Annotated in this window: 18 protein-coding genes; all 18 read right to left on the reverse strand. The window is 49.9% G+C overall.

Annotation, left to right across the window (positions count from 1 at the left end; translation table 11 throughout):
* Positions 1–83 precede the first annotated feature (83 nt).
* Entirely contained in the window at positions 84–1,607 is a 1,524-nt protein-coding gene (locus QD47_RS21900; protein WP_044648120.1) for a peptidoglycan DD-metalloendopeptidase family protein, read from the reverse strand.
* A 421-nt stretch (positions 1,608–2,028) separates the two neighbouring features.
* Positions 2,029–2,703 (reverse strand): hypothetical protein, encoded by a 675-nt coding sequence (locus tag QD47_RS21905; protein WP_044648121.1) that lies wholly within the window; start codon positions 2,701–2,703, stop codon positions 2,029–2,031.
* A gap of 144 nt (positions 2,704–2,847) precedes the next feature.
* Complete coding sequence (locus tag QD47_RS21910; RefSeq protein ID WP_044648122.1) at positions 2,848–3,564, reverse strand: GntR family transcriptional regulator; 717 nt, start codon at positions 3,562–3,564, stop codon at positions 2,848–2,850.
* 38 nt (positions 3,565–3,602) lie between these two features.
* On the reverse strand, positions 3,603–4,610 hold the full coding sequence (locus tag QD47_RS21915) for a CehA/McbA family metallohydrolase (protein ID WP_044648123.1): 1,008 nt from the start codon (positions 4,608–4,610) through the stop codon (positions 3,603–3,605).
* Complete coding sequence (locus QD47_RS21920) at positions 4,603–5,070, reverse strand: hypothetical protein (protein ID WP_044648124.1); 468 nt, start codon at positions 5,068–5,070, stop codon at positions 4,603–4,605. Before QD47_RS21920 ends, QD47_RS21915 begins: the two co-directional genes overlap by 8 nt.
* Entirely contained in the window at positions 5,067–6,581 is a 1,515-nt protein-coding gene (locus QD47_RS21925) for a hypothetical protein (protein ID WP_044648125.1), read from the reverse strand. The genes QD47_RS21920 and QD47_RS21925 overlap by 4 nt, the downstream gene beginning before the upstream one ends.
* A 31-nt stretch (positions 6,582–6,612) precedes the next feature.
* Entirely contained in the window at positions 6,613–7,455 is an 843-nt protein-coding gene (locus QD47_RS21930; protein WP_044648126.1) for an ABC transporter permease, read from the reverse strand.
* A gap of 2 nt (positions 7,456–7,457) precedes the next feature.
* Positions 7,458–8,627, reverse strand: coding sequence for an extracellular solute-binding protein (locus QD47_RS21935; RefSeq protein ID WP_044648127.1), 1,170 nt, complete (start codon positions 8,625–8,627; stop codon positions 7,458–7,460).
* Between the two features lie 98 nt (positions 8,628–8,725).
* Positions 8,726–9,757 (reverse strand): ABC transporter ATP-binding protein, encoded by a 1,032-nt coding sequence (locus tag QD47_RS21940; RefSeq protein ID WP_044648128.1) that lies wholly within the window; start codon positions 9,755–9,757, stop codon positions 8,726–8,728.
* 52 nt (positions 9,758–9,809) lie between these two features.
* Positions 9,810–10,634: an ABC transporter permease gene (locus QD47_RS21945; protein ID WP_025683712.1), complete on the reverse strand. Its 825-nt coding sequence runs from the start codon at positions 10,632–10,634 to the stop codon at positions 9,810–9,812.
* Between the two features lie 234 nt (positions 10,635–10,868).
* Positions 10,869–12,155, reverse strand: coding sequence for an adenylosuccinate synthase (locus tag QD47_RS21950; RefSeq protein ID WP_044648129.1), 1,287 nt, complete (start codon positions 12,153–12,155; stop codon positions 10,869–10,871).
* A gap of 379 nt (positions 12,156–12,534) precedes the next feature.
* Complete coding sequence (gene dnaB / locus QD47_RS21955) at positions 12,535–13,893, reverse strand: replicative DNA helicase (protein ID WP_044648130.1); 1,359 nt, start codon at positions 13,891–13,893, stop codon at positions 12,535–12,537.
* Positions 13,894–13,895: 2 nt separating this feature from the next.
* Positions 13,896–14,339, reverse strand: coding sequence for a 50S ribosomal protein L9 (gene rplI, locus QD47_RS21960; RefSeq protein WP_014278976.1), 444 nt, complete (start codon positions 14,337–14,339; stop codon positions 13,896–13,898).
* A complete protein-coding gene (locus QD47_RS21965; RefSeq protein WP_014278977.1) occupies positions 14,336–16,324 on the reverse strand; it encodes a DHH family phosphoesterase in 1,989 nt (662 codons plus the stop codon). The genes rplI and QD47_RS21965 overlap by 4 nt, the downstream gene beginning before the upstream one ends.
* 11 nt (positions 16,325–16,335) lie before the next feature.
* Positions 16,336–17,253: a DUF2232 domain-containing protein gene (locus QD47_RS21970; RefSeq protein ID WP_044648131.1), complete on the reverse strand. Its 918-nt coding sequence runs from the start codon at positions 17,251–17,253 to the stop codon at positions 16,336–16,338.
* 5 nt (positions 17,254–17,258) lie between these two features.
* Positions 17,259–17,561, reverse strand: a complete 303-nt coding sequence (locus QD47_RS21975) for a MazG-like family protein (protein ID WP_014278979.1) — start codon at positions 17,559–17,561, stop codon at positions 17,259–17,261.
* A gap of 121 nt (positions 17,562–17,682) precedes the next feature.
* A complete protein-coding gene (locus tag QD47_RS21980; RefSeq protein ID WP_025683707.1) occupies positions 17,683–18,111 on the reverse strand; it encodes a CBS domain-containing protein in 429 nt (142 codons plus the stop codon).
* A gap of 46 nt (positions 18,112–18,157) precedes the next feature.
* Positions 18,158–19,216 carry an LCP family protein gene (locus QD47_RS21985; RefSeq protein ID WP_044648132.1) on the reverse strand — a complete coding sequence of 353 codons (1,059 nt, stop codon included), beginning with the start codon at positions 19,214–19,216 and terminating at the stop codon, positions 18,158–18,160.
* Positions 19,217–19,407: the final 191 nt, after the last annotated feature.

Genomic DNA, 19,407 nt, shown 5'->3' on the forward strand with positions numbered 1-19,407 from the left:
ACTACTGTTAAGCATGCAGAAAAACATGGCCTTCCCCCGTAACCTCATGAATCATCAATAACTCATCGTTATAAACGATCCATCTATCTTAAATACGTCATTGGATTGCGTGGCGTATTCTCTTTACGAATTTCAAAATGCAGATGTGTTCCTGTTGAGCGTCCCGTGTTACCCATAACTCCGATCGACTCGCCTTGCTGAACCACTTGTCCTACTTGAACGCCAATGCTGCTCAAATGCCCGTACACCGTCTGGTAGCCGTTACGATGGTCGATCATAATGACATTGCCGTAGCCATTCTGCTGACCTGCAAATGTAACTACACCTTCATCCGATGCGTGAATGTCAGCACTGCCAACCAAATCGACACCCTCATGCATACGTCCCCAGCGTGCGCCAAAGCTGCTCGACATCGTTGCGCCGGACACCGGCCAAGCGAACTGTCCCGAGCCTTCACCTACGACCTTTGTTCCTTTCAAAACCACCTCGGAAACAGACGGCTGCAACACCTTTTGACCGAGCCATTCCTCTTGCACGACCTCGCCGTTCTCCTTGGTCAGACGGTAATCCATTTCCTTCAACCCTGCTTGTCCCGGTCTGACAACCTTGGTAACTCCTGCTTTCAGTTCATCACTTTGGCGAACCTCAATCTCAGGCTCAATGGCAATCTGCTCGACGACCTTCTCCACCGTCCGGACCGTAACCGGAGCCTTTGGAGCCGTGAGCTTCAGTTCATCCCCGATTTGCAGATACCGCTCACGCGAGCCGGGGTTGTTCTGCTTAATCTCCCAAGCGGTCATATTAAATTTATTCGCAATCGACGACAAGGAATCGCCTTCCTGTACCGTATAAGTTACAGGTGCCTCACGCGCCTCAGTCAGCGCTTTAACCGCTTCTTCCTCTGTCAGCACCTTATTCGGGTCCGCTTTTACAGGCTCATATGCAATTTTCTCACGAATACTGGCAGACTCCAGCCATGCTTTAGGGGCTTTGCTACTGGTACTTGCATGACTGCTGCCCACGGATGTTTTGCGAACCAGTCCCTTGATGCCTGGAGCTGTGGCCTCACCCGCAGGTGTGTATTTCTTCTGCACCTGCTTCAAAGCAGCTTGTGCAGTCGCTTTATCCTTTACAATACCGACCGTCTGGCCGTTAACCTTTACTTCTACTCCTTTGGCATACGCGGTCAGCATCCCGTCCAGCTTCTTCAGTGTTGCTCCGCTATCAATATCCACTTTATACGCCTTTTCAATGCCTGTCGTTACCGCGCTTGTATTGAGCACCATGTCCACACCGGGATACTTGTCCTTATATTGCTTGCTCTTCGTTGCATACAGTTGCTTTAGCTGTTGCTCATTGAGAATACTTCCAACCTCAACACCCTTTACATACACTTTATAATAAGGGACCGTATTGGCACCGACATATTGATTGCCAGCAAAAATAAGACTGCCTGCAATCACCACACCGCCTGCGATCCAGCTCAACCATTTTCTCCGTCCGTTCCACCACATTGCTATTTTTCCTGCTGCTCCAGCAGGCTTGTCTTCAACGCTTGAATCTTCTTTCCTGCTGTCTGGTGAATGCTTCCCCTTAAAAAACTCCATGATTCTCTCCTTTTCAGCATATCTTATCTCTATCAGCATTTTGCATCATTCGATTCCCAACGCTCAAAAGTACAATATATAGACGAACTAAACCGTTTCGATCTATATATTGCTAATTTGAAGTTACTCTTGGGATTTATGCAAAATACTCCTGTATAAATGCGTTCGTTATTGGTTTTTCTCGCTATGAATCCAGCCTGTATTTACAAGTATCTATGATATTAGTCGCTATCTATCATTGCATAGTTGCGTAAAAGGTTTCAAAATTTTAACCTTTTCGCGACACTGTTTACTTTAACATAGCTTTTACAAAGAATTCAACTCCACTCCAATTTCTGCCTGACACGCAAAAAAATCCGCGCCCGGCGCGGATTCCACAGTCCTATTGTGAGCATGAGCATTCCCCATAGTCGAATCGTTATTATTTAAGCATACCCATCAGCTTGTTATACTCTTCTTTCGTTAGATACTTCGCAAGCACCTGCTGAATATCCTGCAGCTCCTGCTCGGTCAGGCCGCCTTCCATCGCGGCAGATATTTTCTGCATTTCCTCAGGCGGCAATTTATTCATCAGAATCGCAAAAATTTCCTGCTTCTGCTCGGCGGGTAAACTGTTCTTCTTTTCCGTCAAATTATCGGGCGTGATGACCAGGTCATGACCTTCAATACTCGTTTCAGGTGTAGCGGTACCTTCCGCCTGCTTCCGTGACGCGCTACCTGATGCACCAGCCGACGAAGAACCACCCTCCTGTGGGCTTTTCCCATTCGTTGCCCCACTGGTACCCGCACCTCCTGCGCCGCTCCCACTCTCATCTAATCCCTGTCCCATGACAGATAAAGCATCATCAGGCGGTGTTACACTTTCCGAACCACCGCCCGTAGCTTTGTTTTTCCCCGTATCTGTACTTTTATCGGTTCCAGAGCTTCCCTTCAGCCAACCCAATCCCCATACCGGCTGATGATCCAGCTGAATGTTAAACTGCCGCAGCAGCGATTGAACATAGGCATTCACGACCACACCTGTTACCGCCAGCGTTAAAGCACTGACCAGCACCACTGTTATTCCTTTTTTAAGCAGCCATCCAAGCCACCTCATATCCCGTTACCTCCTTATACGCATCTTGCCATGTGTATCATCATGAAGTGCATATAGATCAGTATTGACGAGATATGACGATTTTTAACCCTTGGAATATGTAAAACTAGCACGATTGGATAGTAGATGTAATTCTTACATGAATCAGCGCGTACGGCGCACCCAAAAATGGAAAATGTCGCTGCGGACATAATCCAGTGAATACAACACCTGTCTGTTCAGCTCATCATAATGAAGCTGCTTGAGCAGTAACACGGTAGCCTGCGGATGCTTCAACAGACGCGTCATATGGGCATCATCATGACTCGGGACAGTAAGCTCCGAATACGCACCAACAATTCGTACCCCGGCTTTAAGTTCCAGACTTTGAAAAAGCGAACCCGAAAAAGACCCTTCGTCCAAAATCGAACCTGCTAATGTCTCCGGCATCCAATTGATAGAATGGGCTACCGCTTCTCCATCGGCTGTGCGAGTCCGCTCCAGAACGATCATGGGCTCATTCTCGGAAAACCTCATTCGTTCGGCAATATCAGGGGGACATACCGTCATCCTCTTGATAGATTCCAGCTGCTCGTCTTCTCGCAACCCTGCCGAACGGATCATGTCACCGATGCTGTACAGGCGGTCCAGCGAGCTTGGAATGCTCGGCAGCGGGCAAGTAGCGAACGTACCACTCCCGTGCTTCACCAACAGCTTGCCTTCCGTTTCCAACTGGCGGACGGCTCCCCGTAGCGTCGCACGCGAGACGCAGAACAATCGGGAAAGTTCAGCTTCCGAAGGCAGCCTCTCGCCCGGCTCAATTTGGTTGACCTCTATATATTCCTCTATAAGCTGCTTAATGTTCTCTTGTTTTGTTGACACCGTCCAAAGCCCAGCCTTTCTATTATAGTGACCTGAGTTCAAGTGATATACATCGGATTTGTAAAGGCAATCATCGTGACGCAATCTTCCATATATCCATATAATTCGGCTCGCACCCAGCCTTTTCCTGCGGGATCTTGTAATGATAGCGTATATTCACCTGATTGAGCAGGGATATAAGTTTCGGAGCATACCCCCTGGCCGCTTGTCAGCAGAAGGCGAAGGTTCTGAGGCTCAAGGTTGTAATGGGCTGCTCTCGTTTCCACATCCAATTGAACCGTCACGGACAGTGAATCCTCCACAGCCAGCTCTACACATTCGCCGATACCATACCGCTTATCGCTGTCATTAATTTGTGCCGACATTGTCAGTAACGGTCCCATCGTAACCGACACCGAACCGAGGCGGATCGCCTCAACTGCCCGGTTAACTAAGCTCTCCTGCTCTTCTGCTTCACCATGAATACCCAGATACGTGACAGCCGGAAGCGCATCATCCGGTTTGGATACATGCCAGTCCCGACCGCTTACCGCCGTGATGCGATACCCCTGATTCAATAAATCCGTCCACATGGCAAACGCCCGCTGGCTATCCCGCTTAATAGACGGCATAAGCGTTGACCAGACCTCAATATAATCGACCTCATGCCAGTCCTGAATGGTGTATTCCCAAAAGCATCCCGTACAGATCGGACTTCCGATCCTGAATGGATGGGCAAGCCCTGCAATGCCTCCCTGCTCATGCACCTGCCGGATTCCCTCATGAATGTCATCCGGTCCCAACACACGCCAGTCAATAAAGCGGTCTACCCCCAGCGTCAGCATATGCCCGTAAAAGGTCGTCCACTCCATCCCTGAAATGATCGGGACACCGAACTGCTGCTGAACCCGTTCCTGATCCACAAGTGCCGACTGGGTATTGTGATCCGTCATAGCGATGCATTCAAGCCCGAGGTCCGCTGCGCTTTGGGCAAGCTCCTCAAGCGTTTGCTTTCCGTCACTGTGAAGCGTATGGGTGTGAAGCTCAGACGGAATCCATTTAAGCATATATGGCTTCCTCCCCCAATACGTGAATTTGGTAAACAAGCGTCTCGGTCACAACGGCATGCAGACTGACGGTAATCCGCCACATGCCCGCCGGATTATCTCCTGCGAGGAATCCCGGCGAAGCCGCAGACGAACCGAGCCAATGCTCCTGCTGCCTCTCGGGACGGTGTGCATTTCCCCGGTGGCGGAGAGGGTCATCGACAGACAGCGTCAATAGATTTTGCAGCGGCATATACTTCTTCCACAGATCTGATGAATGTCCCGGTTCGTCGTATCCGTATTTGCTCATGCTTTCCTCAATAATTTCTCGCGCTTGCTCTTGATCCTCCAATAACTTGGGGGTGTAAGAGAAGTGAATGCGGATCGTGTCAGTCGGCTGTGGGATGTGAAAAGAGTACGTAATATGGCTCTGGGTGCAGGTTCTATCGACCGTTCCTTCCACGTACAGTAGCCTGCTCATGACTCCCCATCCTGGCTTGTCGGGTCATCCACAGCATGGTTCACAGTACGATTTACAGTATGGTCGCCAGCACCCGCTCCGTTTTTGTCTGCTGCCCATAAAATACCCGCTGGATGATGCCGCGTTAGCTCAATCACCCGGTCCGTACGAATACCAGGAAACTGCGGCAGGTTTTCCTCGTTTAGCGTAAAAGCATACAGTCCAGCCACTTCCATGCTGTCCGCACCGCCCTCCAGCAATACGGCTCTGATTTCAGCTATATCCTCAAGCACAGCCTCTCCAGATAGCTTGATCGTGGTAGAAAAATGCGACTCTGCACCCTCATAAGCAGCCCTGAAATCACCCAGTCGCAGATCATGATAGCACGATGAATACCACTGCTCCGAGCCGTGAAGGCGAAGCTCTATATCCACACAGGCATCTTCCTCGCGTCGGTTAAAGCCCGGCTTGGACGCTGGAGACAATTCACTGCTGGAATCCCTTAAGGGGCGTTTTGAAGTCTGGATAAATACATAGCTGCGCTGGTGGGCAAGCATAATGGAAGACGCATTTGACGGCATTTCCAGCTCCTGTTGACGCTCCATCTCCCACCCGGTGACCTGATAAGCAAAAGGAAAACGGCTCATGACTGCTTCACGCGGCTCTTCCTCTGGCTTCCACTGGAAAGCAGGCGGCAGCATAAAACGATAGTCCGATGAAATGTCATCCTTAAAGTTTCCATTGGTTGTTGCGGATTGGAGAACAGGATGCCCGCCCAGATCATAGTTGCCATTAAACGCAGTCGTAATATGATGTGCCCCCTGGAAAACAGCATCCAGAACATTGCCCCCGGCATCCAGCTCGACGCGGTACATCCATTCGATATCGGTGGTTCTCCCCCATTTACTCATGAGCAGCGGTGCGGGCGTTCCTTCATCCTCATGGCTGTACATCATCTGGTATTCAATGACCGTTTTCCCCTCATTCTCTTCCACGGAGTAGAACAGAACAAGCGGTGTATCCGTAAAGCGGTTCTCATAGGGATGCGCCAGATTGCGACCGTATAAAAGCGGGGTGTGGCGATAAATCAGCGACCTTGGAGACGAATCGGCCACGCAGCGCATTTCAACCCCGTCGATCCATGCTCTGGATACAAGCGGAGCCGACTCCAGTTCTCGAAATTCGGCATAGACCTCATAATCGCCTTCTTTTAGATACCCCAACAAACGGGTGTACACACCCTGACTGCTGCCATAATACAAAATAACATCCTGATTATAGGCTTCGTTCAGGTAGAGGCGCACGAAGGCGGATTCCCGATCTGTCGCAGCCCAGTCACTGTCCGATCTGGCGAGCAGATCAAGCTCCGCGAACCCGTCTTCGGGCATGGAAAACGTGAACCGGAATCCGTTCCCCGGACTGAGTTCAACCTCCGCTTTGTGTAAGGCAATCCGATACCCGCAATCCAGCAGGTCCCTTTCCCACACTCGCCCACTAAACCCGGTAATCTGCACCTCTGCTTGGCTGTTCATCCCTGTAACCTCCTTAGTGTATAGCGGCTGTCTAGCTCGCATCCGCATCCTTCACCATTGTCCGAATATAAAAGTATCCCATAAAAGAACACAGTAAAAACATAAACACTGCCATAGCGCTGGCTGTATGCGTCTCCTGATAGCTGGAAAATACCTGCTGCATTGCGACACCCAGCACCTGCGGCGAGTTGGCGCCAATCAGGAACGGAGCTGTGAAGCTGCCCATAATCCCCATAAAGATGAAGGTCACCGCAACCCACATCGTTTTGTAGGAAAGGGGTAAAATAAAGCGCCCAAACAGTTGCAGCGTGCTGGCTCCCGCGTCTCTGGCACTCTCCACAACAGCGTTTGGAATGCTGGCAAGGGCCGAGCTTAGCAGCATGGTGGCGAATGGAATGTTAAACCACAGATTAGCCAGCACCAGACCTTTGTAGTCGTAAATAATCCTCGGAATGGTTTCAATACCCAGCGGCAACAAAAGGCGTGCAGCCCAGCCATGATTGCCGTACATCGTAATGATCGCATAGGTTGCAATTACGCCAGGAACGAACATCGGGACAAAATACAATCGGCCGATCCATTTGACAACAAAACCTTTTCCAAATCGCAGATAAATCGCCAAAGCGTAGCTGATGACCAATGTGAGGGCTGTCGAGACCAGTGTGACATTGATCGTATATATAATGTTTTTTCGCATCGCAGGCTCCGTAAACAGGCGGATATAGTTCGCCAGCCCGTAGCCCGTTCCATGCTGATCTATCAGGCTTTCCTTTACGGCATAGAGAATCGGAATAATGACGACGACCAGCAAAATGAGAAAAGACGGGATGACCAGGGCAAGCCCCAGCATCCCCCTTTTGGACGATGAACTCATGATTAACCGCCCGCTACTTCACTCTGCCAGCGTTTGTAGATTTCCTGCTGGAGCTCGCCGCTGTTAAAGCTACGGTATCCAGAAGATACACTGTTGAATTTTTCTTGCAATTCACTTGGCATCAGACTCCACTTAATCCCCGGATAGCCATACATTTTGTTGATGACCACCGTTTGCGCTTCTGGCGTCAGCACATAATTCAGGAATTCTTGTGTTGCTTCTTTTTTGGAGGAAAGCGAAGGAACCATCAGATAAGACGGACCGCCTGTAAAAGCAGGGTCGATCTGTGTCAGCTTCACCGTGTCTGGAAGCAGACCTTTAGCCAGTTGTTCGAGCGCCATATCGGACCAGGCCGGAACCATGTCCACCTCTTCACTTGCCAAAATATCAAGCGTGCCTTGGTTCTTTTTCGGATAGACTCCCTTTTGGTACATCGAAGGACCCAGTTCCTTGAGCAACGAGAAGCCTTGATCCCATTTCTTCATATTTGCCGGATCATCACTGTTCATCGCCTCTGGAGGAAGGAAATTATAGATAACCGTGTTCACAAACGAGCTACCCGATCCACCCGTGGACGGGTCGTTATAAGCAAATTTTCCCGGGTGCTGACGAATCCACGTATACAGCTCATCCGCTGTTTTCGGAGGTGTCGCTACTTTTGCACTGTTGTAGGCGAGAACAACCGAAGAGGCACGGTATGGAATGGCCTGATTGTTTACTTGCTTGAGATACGTTTCATCGACATTCGCCAAGTTCGGAACTTTGGCGGTGTCTACCGTTTCCCACAGTTTTTCGCCTACCCCTTTGGTGATGTCATCCAGACTGCCTTCGTACAGGTCGATATCTGTATCGGTTTGCCCGCTCTTCTTGGCTGCGATCAGACGATCCAGTGTAGATGCGCCCCCGGTTCCCGCTGGCAAATACACCAGTTTGACCTTAACGTGATCATTTTTAGCTTCAAAGTCCTTGATTAACGTTTCCCACAGCTCTTTGACGTTCAAAGAACCGCCAGTGTACAAGGAGATTTCTGTCGTTCCCGTAGCTGCTCCCGCTTTCGTATCCTTGGCTTCCCCTGTAGCTGTAGCGGCATTACCACTGTTTCCACATCCAGCCAACAACGATAAGCTAAGCACCCCAGACAAAATCAGACCCATCTTCTTTTTCCCAAACACGTTGTTGCCTCCTTTAGATAGTTGCACAAGTTCGCAGCATCACCAGATGATGCGTTCATGATGGACATTGATGCGATGTAGAGGTTGATCGTGAATCTTCACTGTGCTGCTGGAAAAGTAACAATTTTACTGAAGCTGAACCTGATTTGCTCTCCACTGCGCAGATCGGCCGCCCGTTCACGCGGCACAAACATTTTCAGATGATCGGTACCGCTATCCAGCGAAACCTCCGCATAATGCCCGAGAATCATCACTTGCCTGATCGTTCCGGCTAGAGAGCCGTTTTCTTCCGTCGTCAGAACAATATCCTCTGGCCTTACACCGACCATGGATTCACCGCTGTATTCATGCTCCTGCGCGAACGCAATTCCGCTCACGGACACACTGCGACCTGTACTCACCCCCTTTAATAAATTGATGCGACCAATAAAGCCCGCTACAAAAAGCGACTGTGGCTTGTCATAAATCTCCTGCGGCGAAGAGAGCTGCTCAATCCGTCCCGCATTCATAACGACAATCCGGTCGGAAATGGACAGTGCCTCCTCCTGATCGTGGGTGACGAACACCATCGTCATTCCCGTCTGGGTCTGGATGTCGCGCAGCTCTTCCCTCATCTCCATGCGCAGCTTGGCATCGAGCGCGGAAAAAGGCTCGTCCAGCAGCAATACATCCGGCTTTAGCAGCAGAGCCCGAGCGAGCGCTACCCGCTGCTGCTGACCGCCCGAGAGCTGCCCCGGCGTTTTACGCTCTGCTGTCTCCAGCCGAACCAGTGCCAGCGCTTCCTTCACCTGGCGGTCAATCTCTGCCTTTTTCACCTTGCGAATCTTCAACCCGAAAGCAAGGTTGTCATACACCGTCATATGCGGCCACAAATTATAGCTTTGGAACACCATAGCGGTTGGGCGTTTTTCGGGTGGCAGCTTGAGCACACTTTTACCCTGAATCTGAATGTCGCCACTGTCCGGGTCCAGAAAGCCGCCAATGGAGCGAAGCACGGTTGTTTTACCACAGCCGGAAGGACCGAGCAGGGTCACAAGTTCCCCTTTCATCACGTCAAGTGAAATGCCTTTGACCCCGTCTCCCGTCTTAAAGCGCTTGGTTAACTCACGAATGGATAATTGAATGGACATTAGCTTAGGCTCCTTTTTCAGGATTTTTCAAACTCCTCTTTTACCAATTGCGTTATTTCACCTGGAATCCGCCAGCCAGCACGTCCGCGCTTACGAAACGCCTTGCGGCCAGCAGCAAGATCACCGTGGGCAGAGTCAAAATGACGGAGAATACAGCACCCGTAGTACTCGGATAATCCGCAATAATGGAATACATAATGACAGGCATCGTTTTATAGTCCGGTGTCCCGACGAGCAGCGTTCCCTGCGCCTCATCTAATGAAGCGAGAAATGTAAAGATGGAAGCGACCACAATACCGGGCAGCGCCATGGGGAATGTAATTTTCCAGAAAACCCGTAACGGTCCTGCCCCGGCATCCCGGGCAGATTCCTCTTGAGCACGATGGACGCTGCGGAACGCAGAGGAAGGAATCCAGGTCATGTACATCAGCGTGTTCACCATGTGGATCAATACAATGCCCGTAAAGGTGTTCATCAGCCCGAACTTGTAGAACAACACTGCGATAGACACGTACAATCCCATTTTCGGAAAAGCATGCGTGAGCAAAAATGAAAACAAAAACCACTTGCTAAGCGGAAACGAAATCCGCGCGAAGGCGTAGGCAGCGGGAACACATACGATAATCGAGCACACGGTAACCGTAATGGCGATCAGGAAGGATAGAGATATGGAGCTGAGCACATCATCCTGGGTCAATACAAATTTCCACCATTCCAGTGACAAGCTCTGTGGCAGCGGTGCAGGATACTGCCATTTTCCTGAAACCGCTAATAGTAGCAGGTTGGTCAGAGGCCCCAGGAAAAAAATGACGAAAATAACGAGCACGATGAACTCCATAATTTTGCGTGTGCCAAGTGAGCGAAGATACCAGTTCATAATTCATCCCTCTCAAGACGTCTAGACGTCCGAATCTCTTTCTATCTGGATTATAGAGAGGGTTTGTTATCACAAATCAACATGGGCGATAAGATTTTGTAAAGGGGACGGAAATCAGAGGAACGCTTTTTACATAAAAAAAAGGAGAGGGGGGCTTTTAACAGCCTCTCTCTCCTTGGTCGTGCAGGAATAGCTATGCATAACGCCTTAACAGATGAAAACAATTCTGCTAGTTTACAGGTAAATCGGAAGCACCTGGTTCGTTTGGTCACGGTTACGACCAACAGAGAAGATTGCAATTGGAATACCTGTCAGCTCAGATACGCGTTGTACGTAATTGCGAGTAGTCTCAGGCAGTTCCTCCAGCGTTTTCACGCCAGTAATGTCTTCGCTCCAGCCTGGCAGTTCCTCGTATACGGCCTCGCACTCCGCCAGCATTTTCAAACTAGCCGGATAATGCGTAATCACCTCACCGCGATACTTGTAGCCTGTGCAAATTTTCACCGTTTTCAGACCTGTCAATACGTCCAGCGAGTTCAAGGACAAACCTGTAAGTCCGCTGACACGACGGGCATGACGTACAACCACACTATCAAACCAGCCAACACGACGAGCACGACCTGTAACGGTACCATACTCATGACCTGTTTCACGGATGTAATCGCCGATTTCATCATTCAGTTCCGTTGGGAACGGACCGTCACCGACACGAGTTGTGTAGGATTTAGCTACACCGATGACTTGTTGAATCTTGGACGGGCCTACACCGGAACCGATACATACGCCGCCAGCCGATGGGTTCGAGGACGTAACGTACGGATACGTACCTTGGTCGATATCGAGCATAACGCCTTGCGCGCCCTCGAACAGTACCTTTTGATTCGCATCAATCGCATCATTCAGCACAACAGACGTATCCCCTACATAAGGACGAACAAATTCTGCATACTCCAGGTATTGTTTCAGTATTTCTTCTACATCCAGCGGCTTGCCGCCGTATACTTGTTCAATCATTTGATTCTTTTCTTTTGTTTGATGGCGCAGCTTCTTTTCGAATTCCTCTGCATCCAGCAAATCAGCAATACGAATACCGTTACGAGCAGCTTTATCCATATAAGCAGGGCCGATCCCTTTACGCGTAGTACCGATTTGGTTAGGTCCTTTGCGGTCTTCTTCCAGCACATCCAACGTGATGTGGTATGGCATAATAACATGTGCACGGTCACTAATGACCAGATTTTTCGTAGAGAAGCCATTATCGTGAATGTAAGTAATTTCTTCAATAAGAGCGGCCGGATTAACTACCATGCCGTTGCCAATGACACACTTTTTATCTTCATAAAAAACGCCGGATGGAATCAGGCTCAGCTTGTACTTTTTACCGTCAATGAGAATCGTATGACCAGCATTGTTTCCGCCTTGGTAACGGGCCACCACTTCAGCGCTTTCCGCCAGATAGTCCGTAATTTTACCTTTGCCTTCGTCTCCCCATTGTGTTCCCACAACGACTACAGTTGACATGTTTCATTCCTCCGTGGAGTGCCCACAGACACTCTGATTTTGAGCTGACGCGCTGCGCATATCCGATTTCAACCGCCTGAGCGGACAGATAGGGAGCGTTCTCGGACAGCAGGAAAAAACGTCCGTCGCAGACATTCCGTAGGTACGGAAAGCCCCGGGCGTAATGATCTCCCCACTGCGTTGAAGCAGCACTATAAGTGTAACAGCACCATTTTTCAAAGTCAAATAAAAAGCGAACATTATATCACATGAAAATAGTATTGTTCGTAATTGAGAGTTTCGGCCCTTATATAAAAACTTATGAATATCGTATGTAAAAGGCCCCTTCGACATCACGAAAACCGCGTCGAAAGAGCCTTTTTTCAAATATATCATTCCGTTATCCAGCGAACACATCCGAATGGGCACGCTCATAATTGGCGAATTTATTATAATTTTTGAGAAACACCAGCTCTACCGTACCGACCGGGCCGTTACGTTGCTTGGCAATGATAATCTCAATAATATTTTTCTTTTCCGTTTCCTGATTATAGTAATCATCCCGGTACAGAAACGCGACGATATCAGCATCCTGCTCAATGGAACCGGATTCCCGCAAGTCACTCATCATCGGACGCTTGTCCTGACGCTGCTCTACACCCCGGCTCAACTGGGAGAGGGCGATTACAGGCACTTCAAGCTCACGGGCAATTTGCTTCAAGGTCCGTGAAATTTCGGATACCTCCTGCTGCCGATTCTCGCCCGATTTCCCGCGCCCATGAATGAGCTGCAAGTAGTCGATCACGATCATGCCGAGTCCTTTTTCCGTCTTGAGACGGCGGCACTTGGCACGGATATCCGCAACCGTAATACCCGGCGTATCGTCAATATAGATCTCGGCCTCTGACAAGGCAGCAATGCCCATCGTCAGCTTCGCCCAATCGTCGTCGCCTTTAAAATCACCTGTCCGCATGACGTTCGCGTCCAGATTGGCCTCGGCGCAGATCATCCGCTGAACGAGCTGGGCCGCCGACATTTCCAGACTGAAGATGGCTACCGTCTCCTTCGCCCGAACCGCAACGTTTTGCGCAATATTCAGGGCGAACGCCGTTTTACCCACGGATGGACGAGCTGCCACAATGATTAGATCATTGCGCTGGAAACCCGCCGTCATCTTGTCCAAATCAACAAAGCCGGACGGAATCCCGGTCGTATTGCCCTTGTTCTGATGCAGCAATTCGACCCGATCGAACACTTCCATCACGACATCGCGGATGGCAATAAAGCCGCTGCCCGAGCGCCCGTTGGATATCTCCATAATCTTGCGCTCGGCATCGCTCAGCATACCAGCGACGTCCTCGCCACCGCTATAGCCTTCGCTCACAATCTGCGTGGCTGCACGAATCAATCGGCGGAGCATCGCCTTTTCTTCAATAATCTGAGCGTAGTAATCCACGTTAGCCGCTGTCGGCACCCCGTGAGCCAGCTTTGCCAGATAGCTGACGCCCCCGATATCCTCCAGCTGACCCTTGTCCTGAATTTTCGAGGTCAGTGTAACCAAGTCTATCGGCTGTCCGGATTCACCCAGCTCAATCATCGCTTCGTAAATCATCTGGTGAGCCTTATCGTAAAAATCCTCGGTCTGCACCCGCTCCATCGCTGTAATCAGTGCTTCGGACTGGAGCAAAATGGACCCGATAACCGCCTGTTCTGCCTCCAGATTTTGCGGAGGAATCCGATCGAAAAATTCGCCGCCCATAATTATTCTTCGGTCACCTGTACCTTCAGCGTAGCTTTGACCTCAGGATGAAGCTTAACGGTCATTTGAGTCACGCCCAACGTACGAATCGGTTCTTCCAGCTCGATTTTGCGTTTGTCCAGCTTAATCCCCGTTGCAGCGACCGCTTCCGCGATTTGCTTGCTTGTAATTGCGCCGAACAGTCGACCGCCTTCACCAGCTTTTGCTTTCAGCTGAACGGTTGTGGATTCCAGCTTTTTGCCGAGTGCCTGCGCCTCTTCCTTTTCCTCTTGCTTGCGCTTTTCCTCAGCAGCGTTCTGGTTCTCCAGCGTCTTCATATTCCCTTCCGTCGCCGGGCGGGCAATACCGCGCGGCAGCAGGAAATTCGCTGCGTAACCGTCCGATACTTCCTTAATTTGACCCTTCTTGCCTTGGCCCTTCATATCTTTAATAAAAATCACTCTCATTCAAATAACCCCTCTTCCCCATCAATTTCGGCCAGCACGTCGACCACTCTGCGTTTGGCTTCCTCCAGCGGACAATCCAGCTGAACAGCCGCATTCGTCAGATGTCCTCCGCCGCCCAGCCGTTCCATGACGACCTGTACATTCATGCGTCCGAGTGAACGGGCGCTGATCCCCACCAGGCCGTCAGGACGTTCACTGACCACAAAAGAGGCCAGTACATCCGTCATATTGAGTAATGAATCCGCCACCTGAGCAATCAGGAGCTGCGGTATCTTCTGTCCAGGCTCTGTCACCGCAAGCGCGATGTGCCCATATATCATTTTAGCATGCTTAATAATTTCCGCCTTAGCAATATATTCATCCAGGTCCTCTTTTAACAAGCGCTGGATCATCACTGTATCCGCCCCGCTACGCCGCAAAAAACCGGCAGCCTCAAACGTCCGCGAGCCTGTATGCAAGGAAAAATGCTTGGTATCCACCGTAATCCCTGCAAGCAACGATGTCGCCTCCAGCGGCGTCAGTTGAACCTTCTCATGAATATATTGCAGCAGCTCTGTCACCAGCTCACAAGCCGACGACGCATATGGCTCCAGATAAATCAAAACAGAGTCGTTAATAAACTCCTCGCCCCGACGATGATGATCTACAACGACCACCCTGCTCGCCGTCTGCACCAATTTTGGCTCAATCGTCATCGAAGCCTTGTGCGTATCCACCACGACCAGCAGGCTGTGCTCGGTCATCAACTGGAGCGATTGCTCCGGTGTCATGAGCGCTGCTGACAGATTCTCGTCCTTGTTCACCTGTTCCATCATCCGGTCGATGGACGGATTGGATTTATCCAGCACGATGTGCGCCTCTACGTTGTAGAGCGCTGCCGCCTTCCACACCCCGATGGCTGCTCCCAGTGCATCCATGTCCGGTATTTTGTGCCCCATGATCAGCACGCGGTCGCTCTCCTGCATCAGGTCACGCAGCGCATGCGCAATGACCCGCGCGCGCACCCGTGTACGCTTTTCGACAGCATTGGACTTGCCGCCGTAAAAAGATAGACGCTGTCCGGCCTTCACCGCCGCCTGGTCGCCACCCCGTCCGAGCGCCATATCCAGACTGGACTGAGCCAGCTCACCCAGCTCCTTGATGCTCTCCGCGCCGAAGGACAAACCGATGCTCAGTGTCATCGGCACTTTCAAATCGGCCGTCATTTCCCGCACCGTATCCAGAATGACGAATCGACTTTGCTCCAGCTCCTGTAGCGCCTTGTGATTCAGCATGATGAGATAGCGCTCAGATGACAAACGGCGCAAATAAATATTGTACTGGTTCGCCCATGCTGTGATCTCGCTCGACACCTTCGCAATAAGCGCGGTCCGCTGCTGATCGTCCATTCCCTGAGCGGCTTCATCCATATTATCAAGCATAACGATGCCGAGCGCCAGCCGCTCGTTCTCATACTGCTTGCGCAGCACCGCCAACTCCGTTACTTCATACAAATAAATCAGACGCTCATCCAGCACGATGAGGAACTGATAATAGCGCTCATCATGCTGTAGCTCTACCTTTAGCTCACGAACAGGCTCCTTCGTTTCCTTTTTGGCACCCAAAGCTCCTGCCAGCTGGGGAAAGAGGTCCTGGAGCGGCTCGCCTATCAGTGACTGGTCCTCAAACATTTCCCCAGCGAACCGATTGTGCCATTCTACCGTTCGATTTTCGCTGTATAAAATGATGCCAAACGGCAGTGAGCTGACCGCTTCCCCTTCCACCCGCTTGATGCGAAAGGAAAGGCCGCTGATATATTGATTCAGTTCCCGACGGAAATCCAATTCCGTCTTCAGCATCAGCCCGCCGAGCAAGAATGACAGCACCAGTCCCATCACACCCAGTTCCCAGTTATACATGGAAATACATATGACAAGCACCAGCAGCAGTAAAAACGCCCAGACAGTCTGATAGCCGTGCCAGCGTTTTTGTAGAAATTTAGGCATGACTGTTCACCCTATTTCTTTGATCTTGTAATAGCTTCACGCAGCGGAAAGGCCAAATCAATAATACCGATAATGCGGAGCGGCTGGAACACCAGAACGACGAGCGATAGCAGCACCGCGATCACAGGGCTCATGTTACGGCTATGCGTCCAGAAGTAAATAAATCCGATCGTCTGGATAATAAAGCACGCATGAATCAGCGGCAACATACTAACAGAAACCGCCTGAACCCAACTGCTGTCAGAGGACATGGCCACCCACTCAAACACAATCGCCAGCAGGTAATACCAGATGAGCGCGCGTGGCAGCCTCCATTCTCGAGCAGGCTTCATTTTGCGTACAGGCACATCAAGGCTACTCAATGCCGGACGCGTCAGAGCGTGCGTGATCACAGCCAGTAAAAACGAGGTCAGGATTAGCACATATGGAACTTTGCCGATCATCATCGTACCGAGTCTCTGTGTATCTTCTGCTGTCCAATTCATGCCTGGAAGCATCGGATTTCCATTTAGGATTTGCTGTACCAGATTTGCCGATATAGCAGCCTGATCACGAAGATACTGCGAAAGATCAAACCCGAAGGTATACGTAGCGATGAGCAATACAACCAACAACTCGGCTAAAATCACACCCGTTCCGGTCATCAACGCCTGAAAAGCAGGTGCTCCCTTTTTATATACCCGTCCCATTAACAAGGCGGGGATCAGAAAATAAATCGCGGGAAGCAGCAAATATACATCTTGTAGCGCTATAATCAACAGCACCGGTATGACATGAATCAGAAATCCCTTGAAAGGCAGCGATGAAAATAATACAACGCCAGGCACAATCAGCAAAAATACGGTAAAGATTCTTAAGGGTGTCAATAGAGACAGCAGCAGAAGCAAATAAATAACGCTCCATGCTACAGTTGCCAAGCGGAATTTCAAAGTTTTCACCTCTTACGCATATGTTCTTCCAGTGCGGATATGTCCTGATACCAATCCTCCAGCTGGTGTCCTTCTTTTTTGTGCTTTCTTAGCTTGTCGATGAGGAGATCATCCAATTCACGGTAAGACACTCCAAGACGTCTTCCCAAAATATAACTGCTCATCATCAGACTCGCCAGACAATCGCCAATGCGGGCTGTACTACCTTCCCACATCGCTTTAAACAGACGGGAAACCTGGTCAAGCACCTCTGTTTTGAGCCATTCAATTACCTTGGCCCGTTTAACTACATCCAGTTCTTTAGGCATATGATGAAGAGTCACACCCCTCTGAAAAAGCTTTATTCTCCATTATAGCATATCCTATTTTGAAAATAACTGTTACCCCATAGGGTAAATAGTTATTTTCAAAGCAGCTATGCTGCTTGCTTTAAGATGACGAGTTAAGCGATTCTCTCGACACAAATTTTTCACAATATTCAATAATCTGGCTACGGCGGACAATGCCGATAAACCGTTCCATATCATCCACAACAGGTACAAAGTTCTGAACCTTAGCCAAATTAATTAAATCCTCCATATTGGCATCAATGGACACCGGCTTTATCGAAACCCGAAGCGGGACGTCCTTGAGCATAAACTTCGAAGCGTTTTCAAAGGTGATTTTCCCCTCAGATTCCTTCATATGCCACAGCAGATCACCCTCTGTAACCGTGCCGGTATATCTACCTTCCTTATCCAAAATCGGAACCGCCGTGAAGCGGTGATACTCCATTCGCTCCAACGTTTGCCGTAAAGTTGCATCCGCCGTGACAAAAGCAACCTCTTGTTTGGGAAGCAAGAAAAAAGCGATATTCATGAGAAAAGAATCCCCCTCAAAATCAATTGTAAAATCAAATGATTACTCACTGAATGTCCTGCTTGTCGGGAAGCTTCAGCGTCTGCGGGGTTGTGCCGGAATCCAGCCAGTTTGCGATCATAAGTCTGGCGTATTCGAGTTCCTGTTCATTGGCCCGGTCATAATACAGGCCCTTCTTCTTGAAACCTTCCCCCGTAATTGTAAAGCTCGAAATTTGTGGTTGACCCTGCGAAATGGCCTGCTTGCCAAGCCCGGTAATAAAAGTAGGCTCCATATCCGTCTTGAAATTGGCTCCCATAATATCGAGTAGCTCCGGAATCTTGGAAATCCCGTTGATATTCAGCAGCTTATCCGCCATTGCATTCAGAAAAATTTGCTGCCGTTTGGTACGGTTAAAGTCGCTGTCTTCCCTATATCTAACATAATACATCGCTTCTTCACCATTATAAAGCGGCTTGCCCGCCTCGATGCGGAACTTGATATGCAGCGGATTTTTATTCTCAATCGGCTTATCGATGGGAAGCTCAACCCCGCCCACCGTATTTACAGCATCCTGAATACCCTGGAAATTAATCGTAGCATAATAATCGGCCTTATGCTCCATCAGCTTCTCTACCGTAGCTATGGACATATCCTCGCCTCCGAACGCATAAGCATGCCCCAACTTATCAAAATCATCCTCACCGTCATGATTTGGATCATGTCCGACAATCTGGACATACGTATCCCTTGGAAGGGAAACCAGAAGCACACGCGATTCCGCAGGCCGTACAGCCGCATAAATAACCGTATCCGAGCGGCCACGCGCCTTCTCGTTCGGCCTTTGGTCCGTACCGAGCAGCAGCACCGAAAACGGCTCTTTCCGATAAGCAACCGGCTCCGGCTGCTTCTGTCCCTCCGACTGGCGCGGCTGAAAGGACTTCTCCAGCTTGCTCTCCAACGTCGGAGATACGAACCAGTCAAAGGCCACCAGCGTTAGCTGTTTACGGAACAGATATCCTCCCGCCGCAATCAGAAACAAAACAATACATGAAATATATAGAGCGGTAAACCTTTTTTTATTCTTAGGCTTGCCGCCTGTCCTTCTCCTATGTCTTCTCTCCATAACAGGTTCCTTCCTTCTTTACTTCGATAAATCCCATCTCTTCATTAAACCGAATTTGGCTCTTATGAAGCGAAAACTTCCCCACCACAGCATAAAAGGTCTGCTACCTTGTTGTCAAAAGTGCCATGTCGTAGTCAGCCCCTCGTCACCACATCCACGCCAAAAAAAGGCTTCGCCCTCACGGTCAAAGC

The organism is Paenibacillus terrae (genome assembly GCF_000943545.1).
Classification (GTDB): domain Bacteria; phylum Bacillota; class Bacilli; order Paenibacillales; family Paenibacillaceae; genus Paenibacillus; species Paenibacillus terrae_A.

Bases quoted from the DNA above. Each gene is read 5' to 3' on its own strand.
- QD47_RS21915 (WP_044648123.1), bottom strand. From the start codon at position 4,610: ATGCTTAAATGGATTCCGTCTGAGCTTCACACCCATACGCTTCACAGT.
- QD47_RS21930 (WP_044648126.1), bottom strand. From the start codon at position 7,455: ATGAGTTCATCGTCCAAAAGGGGGATGCTGGGGCTTGCCCTGGTCATC.
- QD47_RS21965 (WP_014278977.1), bottom strand. From the start codon at position 16,324: ATGCCTAAATTTCTACAAAAACGCTGGCACGGCTATCAGACTGTCTGG.
- QD47_RS21980 (WP_025683707.1), bottom strand. From the start codon at position 18,111: ATGAATATCGCTTTTTTCTTGCTTCCCAAACAAGAGGTTGCTTTTGTC.
- QD47_RS21925 (WP_044648125.1), bottom strand. From the start codon at position 6,581: ATGAACAGCCAAGCAGAGGTGCAGATTACCGGGTTTAGTGGGCGAGTG.
- QD47_RS21945 (WP_025683712.1), bottom strand. From the start codon at position 10,634: ATGAACTGGTATCTTCGCTCACTTGGCACACGCAAAATTATGGAGTTC.
- QD47_RS21975 (WP_014278979.1), bottom strand. From the start codon at position 17,561: ATGCCTAAAGAACTGGATGTAGTTAAACGGGCCAAGGTAATTGAATGG.
- QD47_RS21950 (WP_044648129.1), bottom strand. From the start codon at position 12,155: ATGTCAACTGTAGTCGTTGTGGGAACACAATGGGGAGACGAAGGCAAA.
- QD47_RS21920 (WP_044648124.1), bottom strand. From the start codon at position 5,070: ATGAGCAGGCTACTGTACGTGGAAGGAACGGTCGATAGAACCTGCACC.
- QD47_RS21940 (WP_044648128.1), bottom strand. From the start codon at position 9,757: ATGTCCATTCAATTATCCATTCGTGAGTTAACCAAGCGCTTTAAGACG.
- QD47_RS21900 (WP_044648120.1), bottom strand. From the start codon at position 1,607: ATGGAGTTTTTTAAGGGGAAGCATTCACCAGACAGCAGGAAAGAAGAT.
- QD47_RS21905 (WP_044648121.1), bottom strand. From the start codon at position 2,703: ATGAGGTGGCTTGGATGGCTGCTTAAAAAAGGAATAACAGTGGTGCTG.
- QD47_RS21985 (WP_044648132.1), bottom strand. From the start codon at position 19,216: ATGGAGAGAAGACATAGGAGAAGGACAGGCGGCAAGCCTAAGAATAAA.
- rplI (WP_014278976.1), bottom strand. From the start codon at position 14,339: ATGAGAGTGATTTTTATTAAAGATATGAAGGGCCAAGGCAAGAAGGGT.
- dnaB (WP_044648130.1), bottom strand. From the start codon at position 13,893: ATGGGCGGCGAATTTTTCGATCGGATTCCTCCGCAAAATCTGGAGGCA.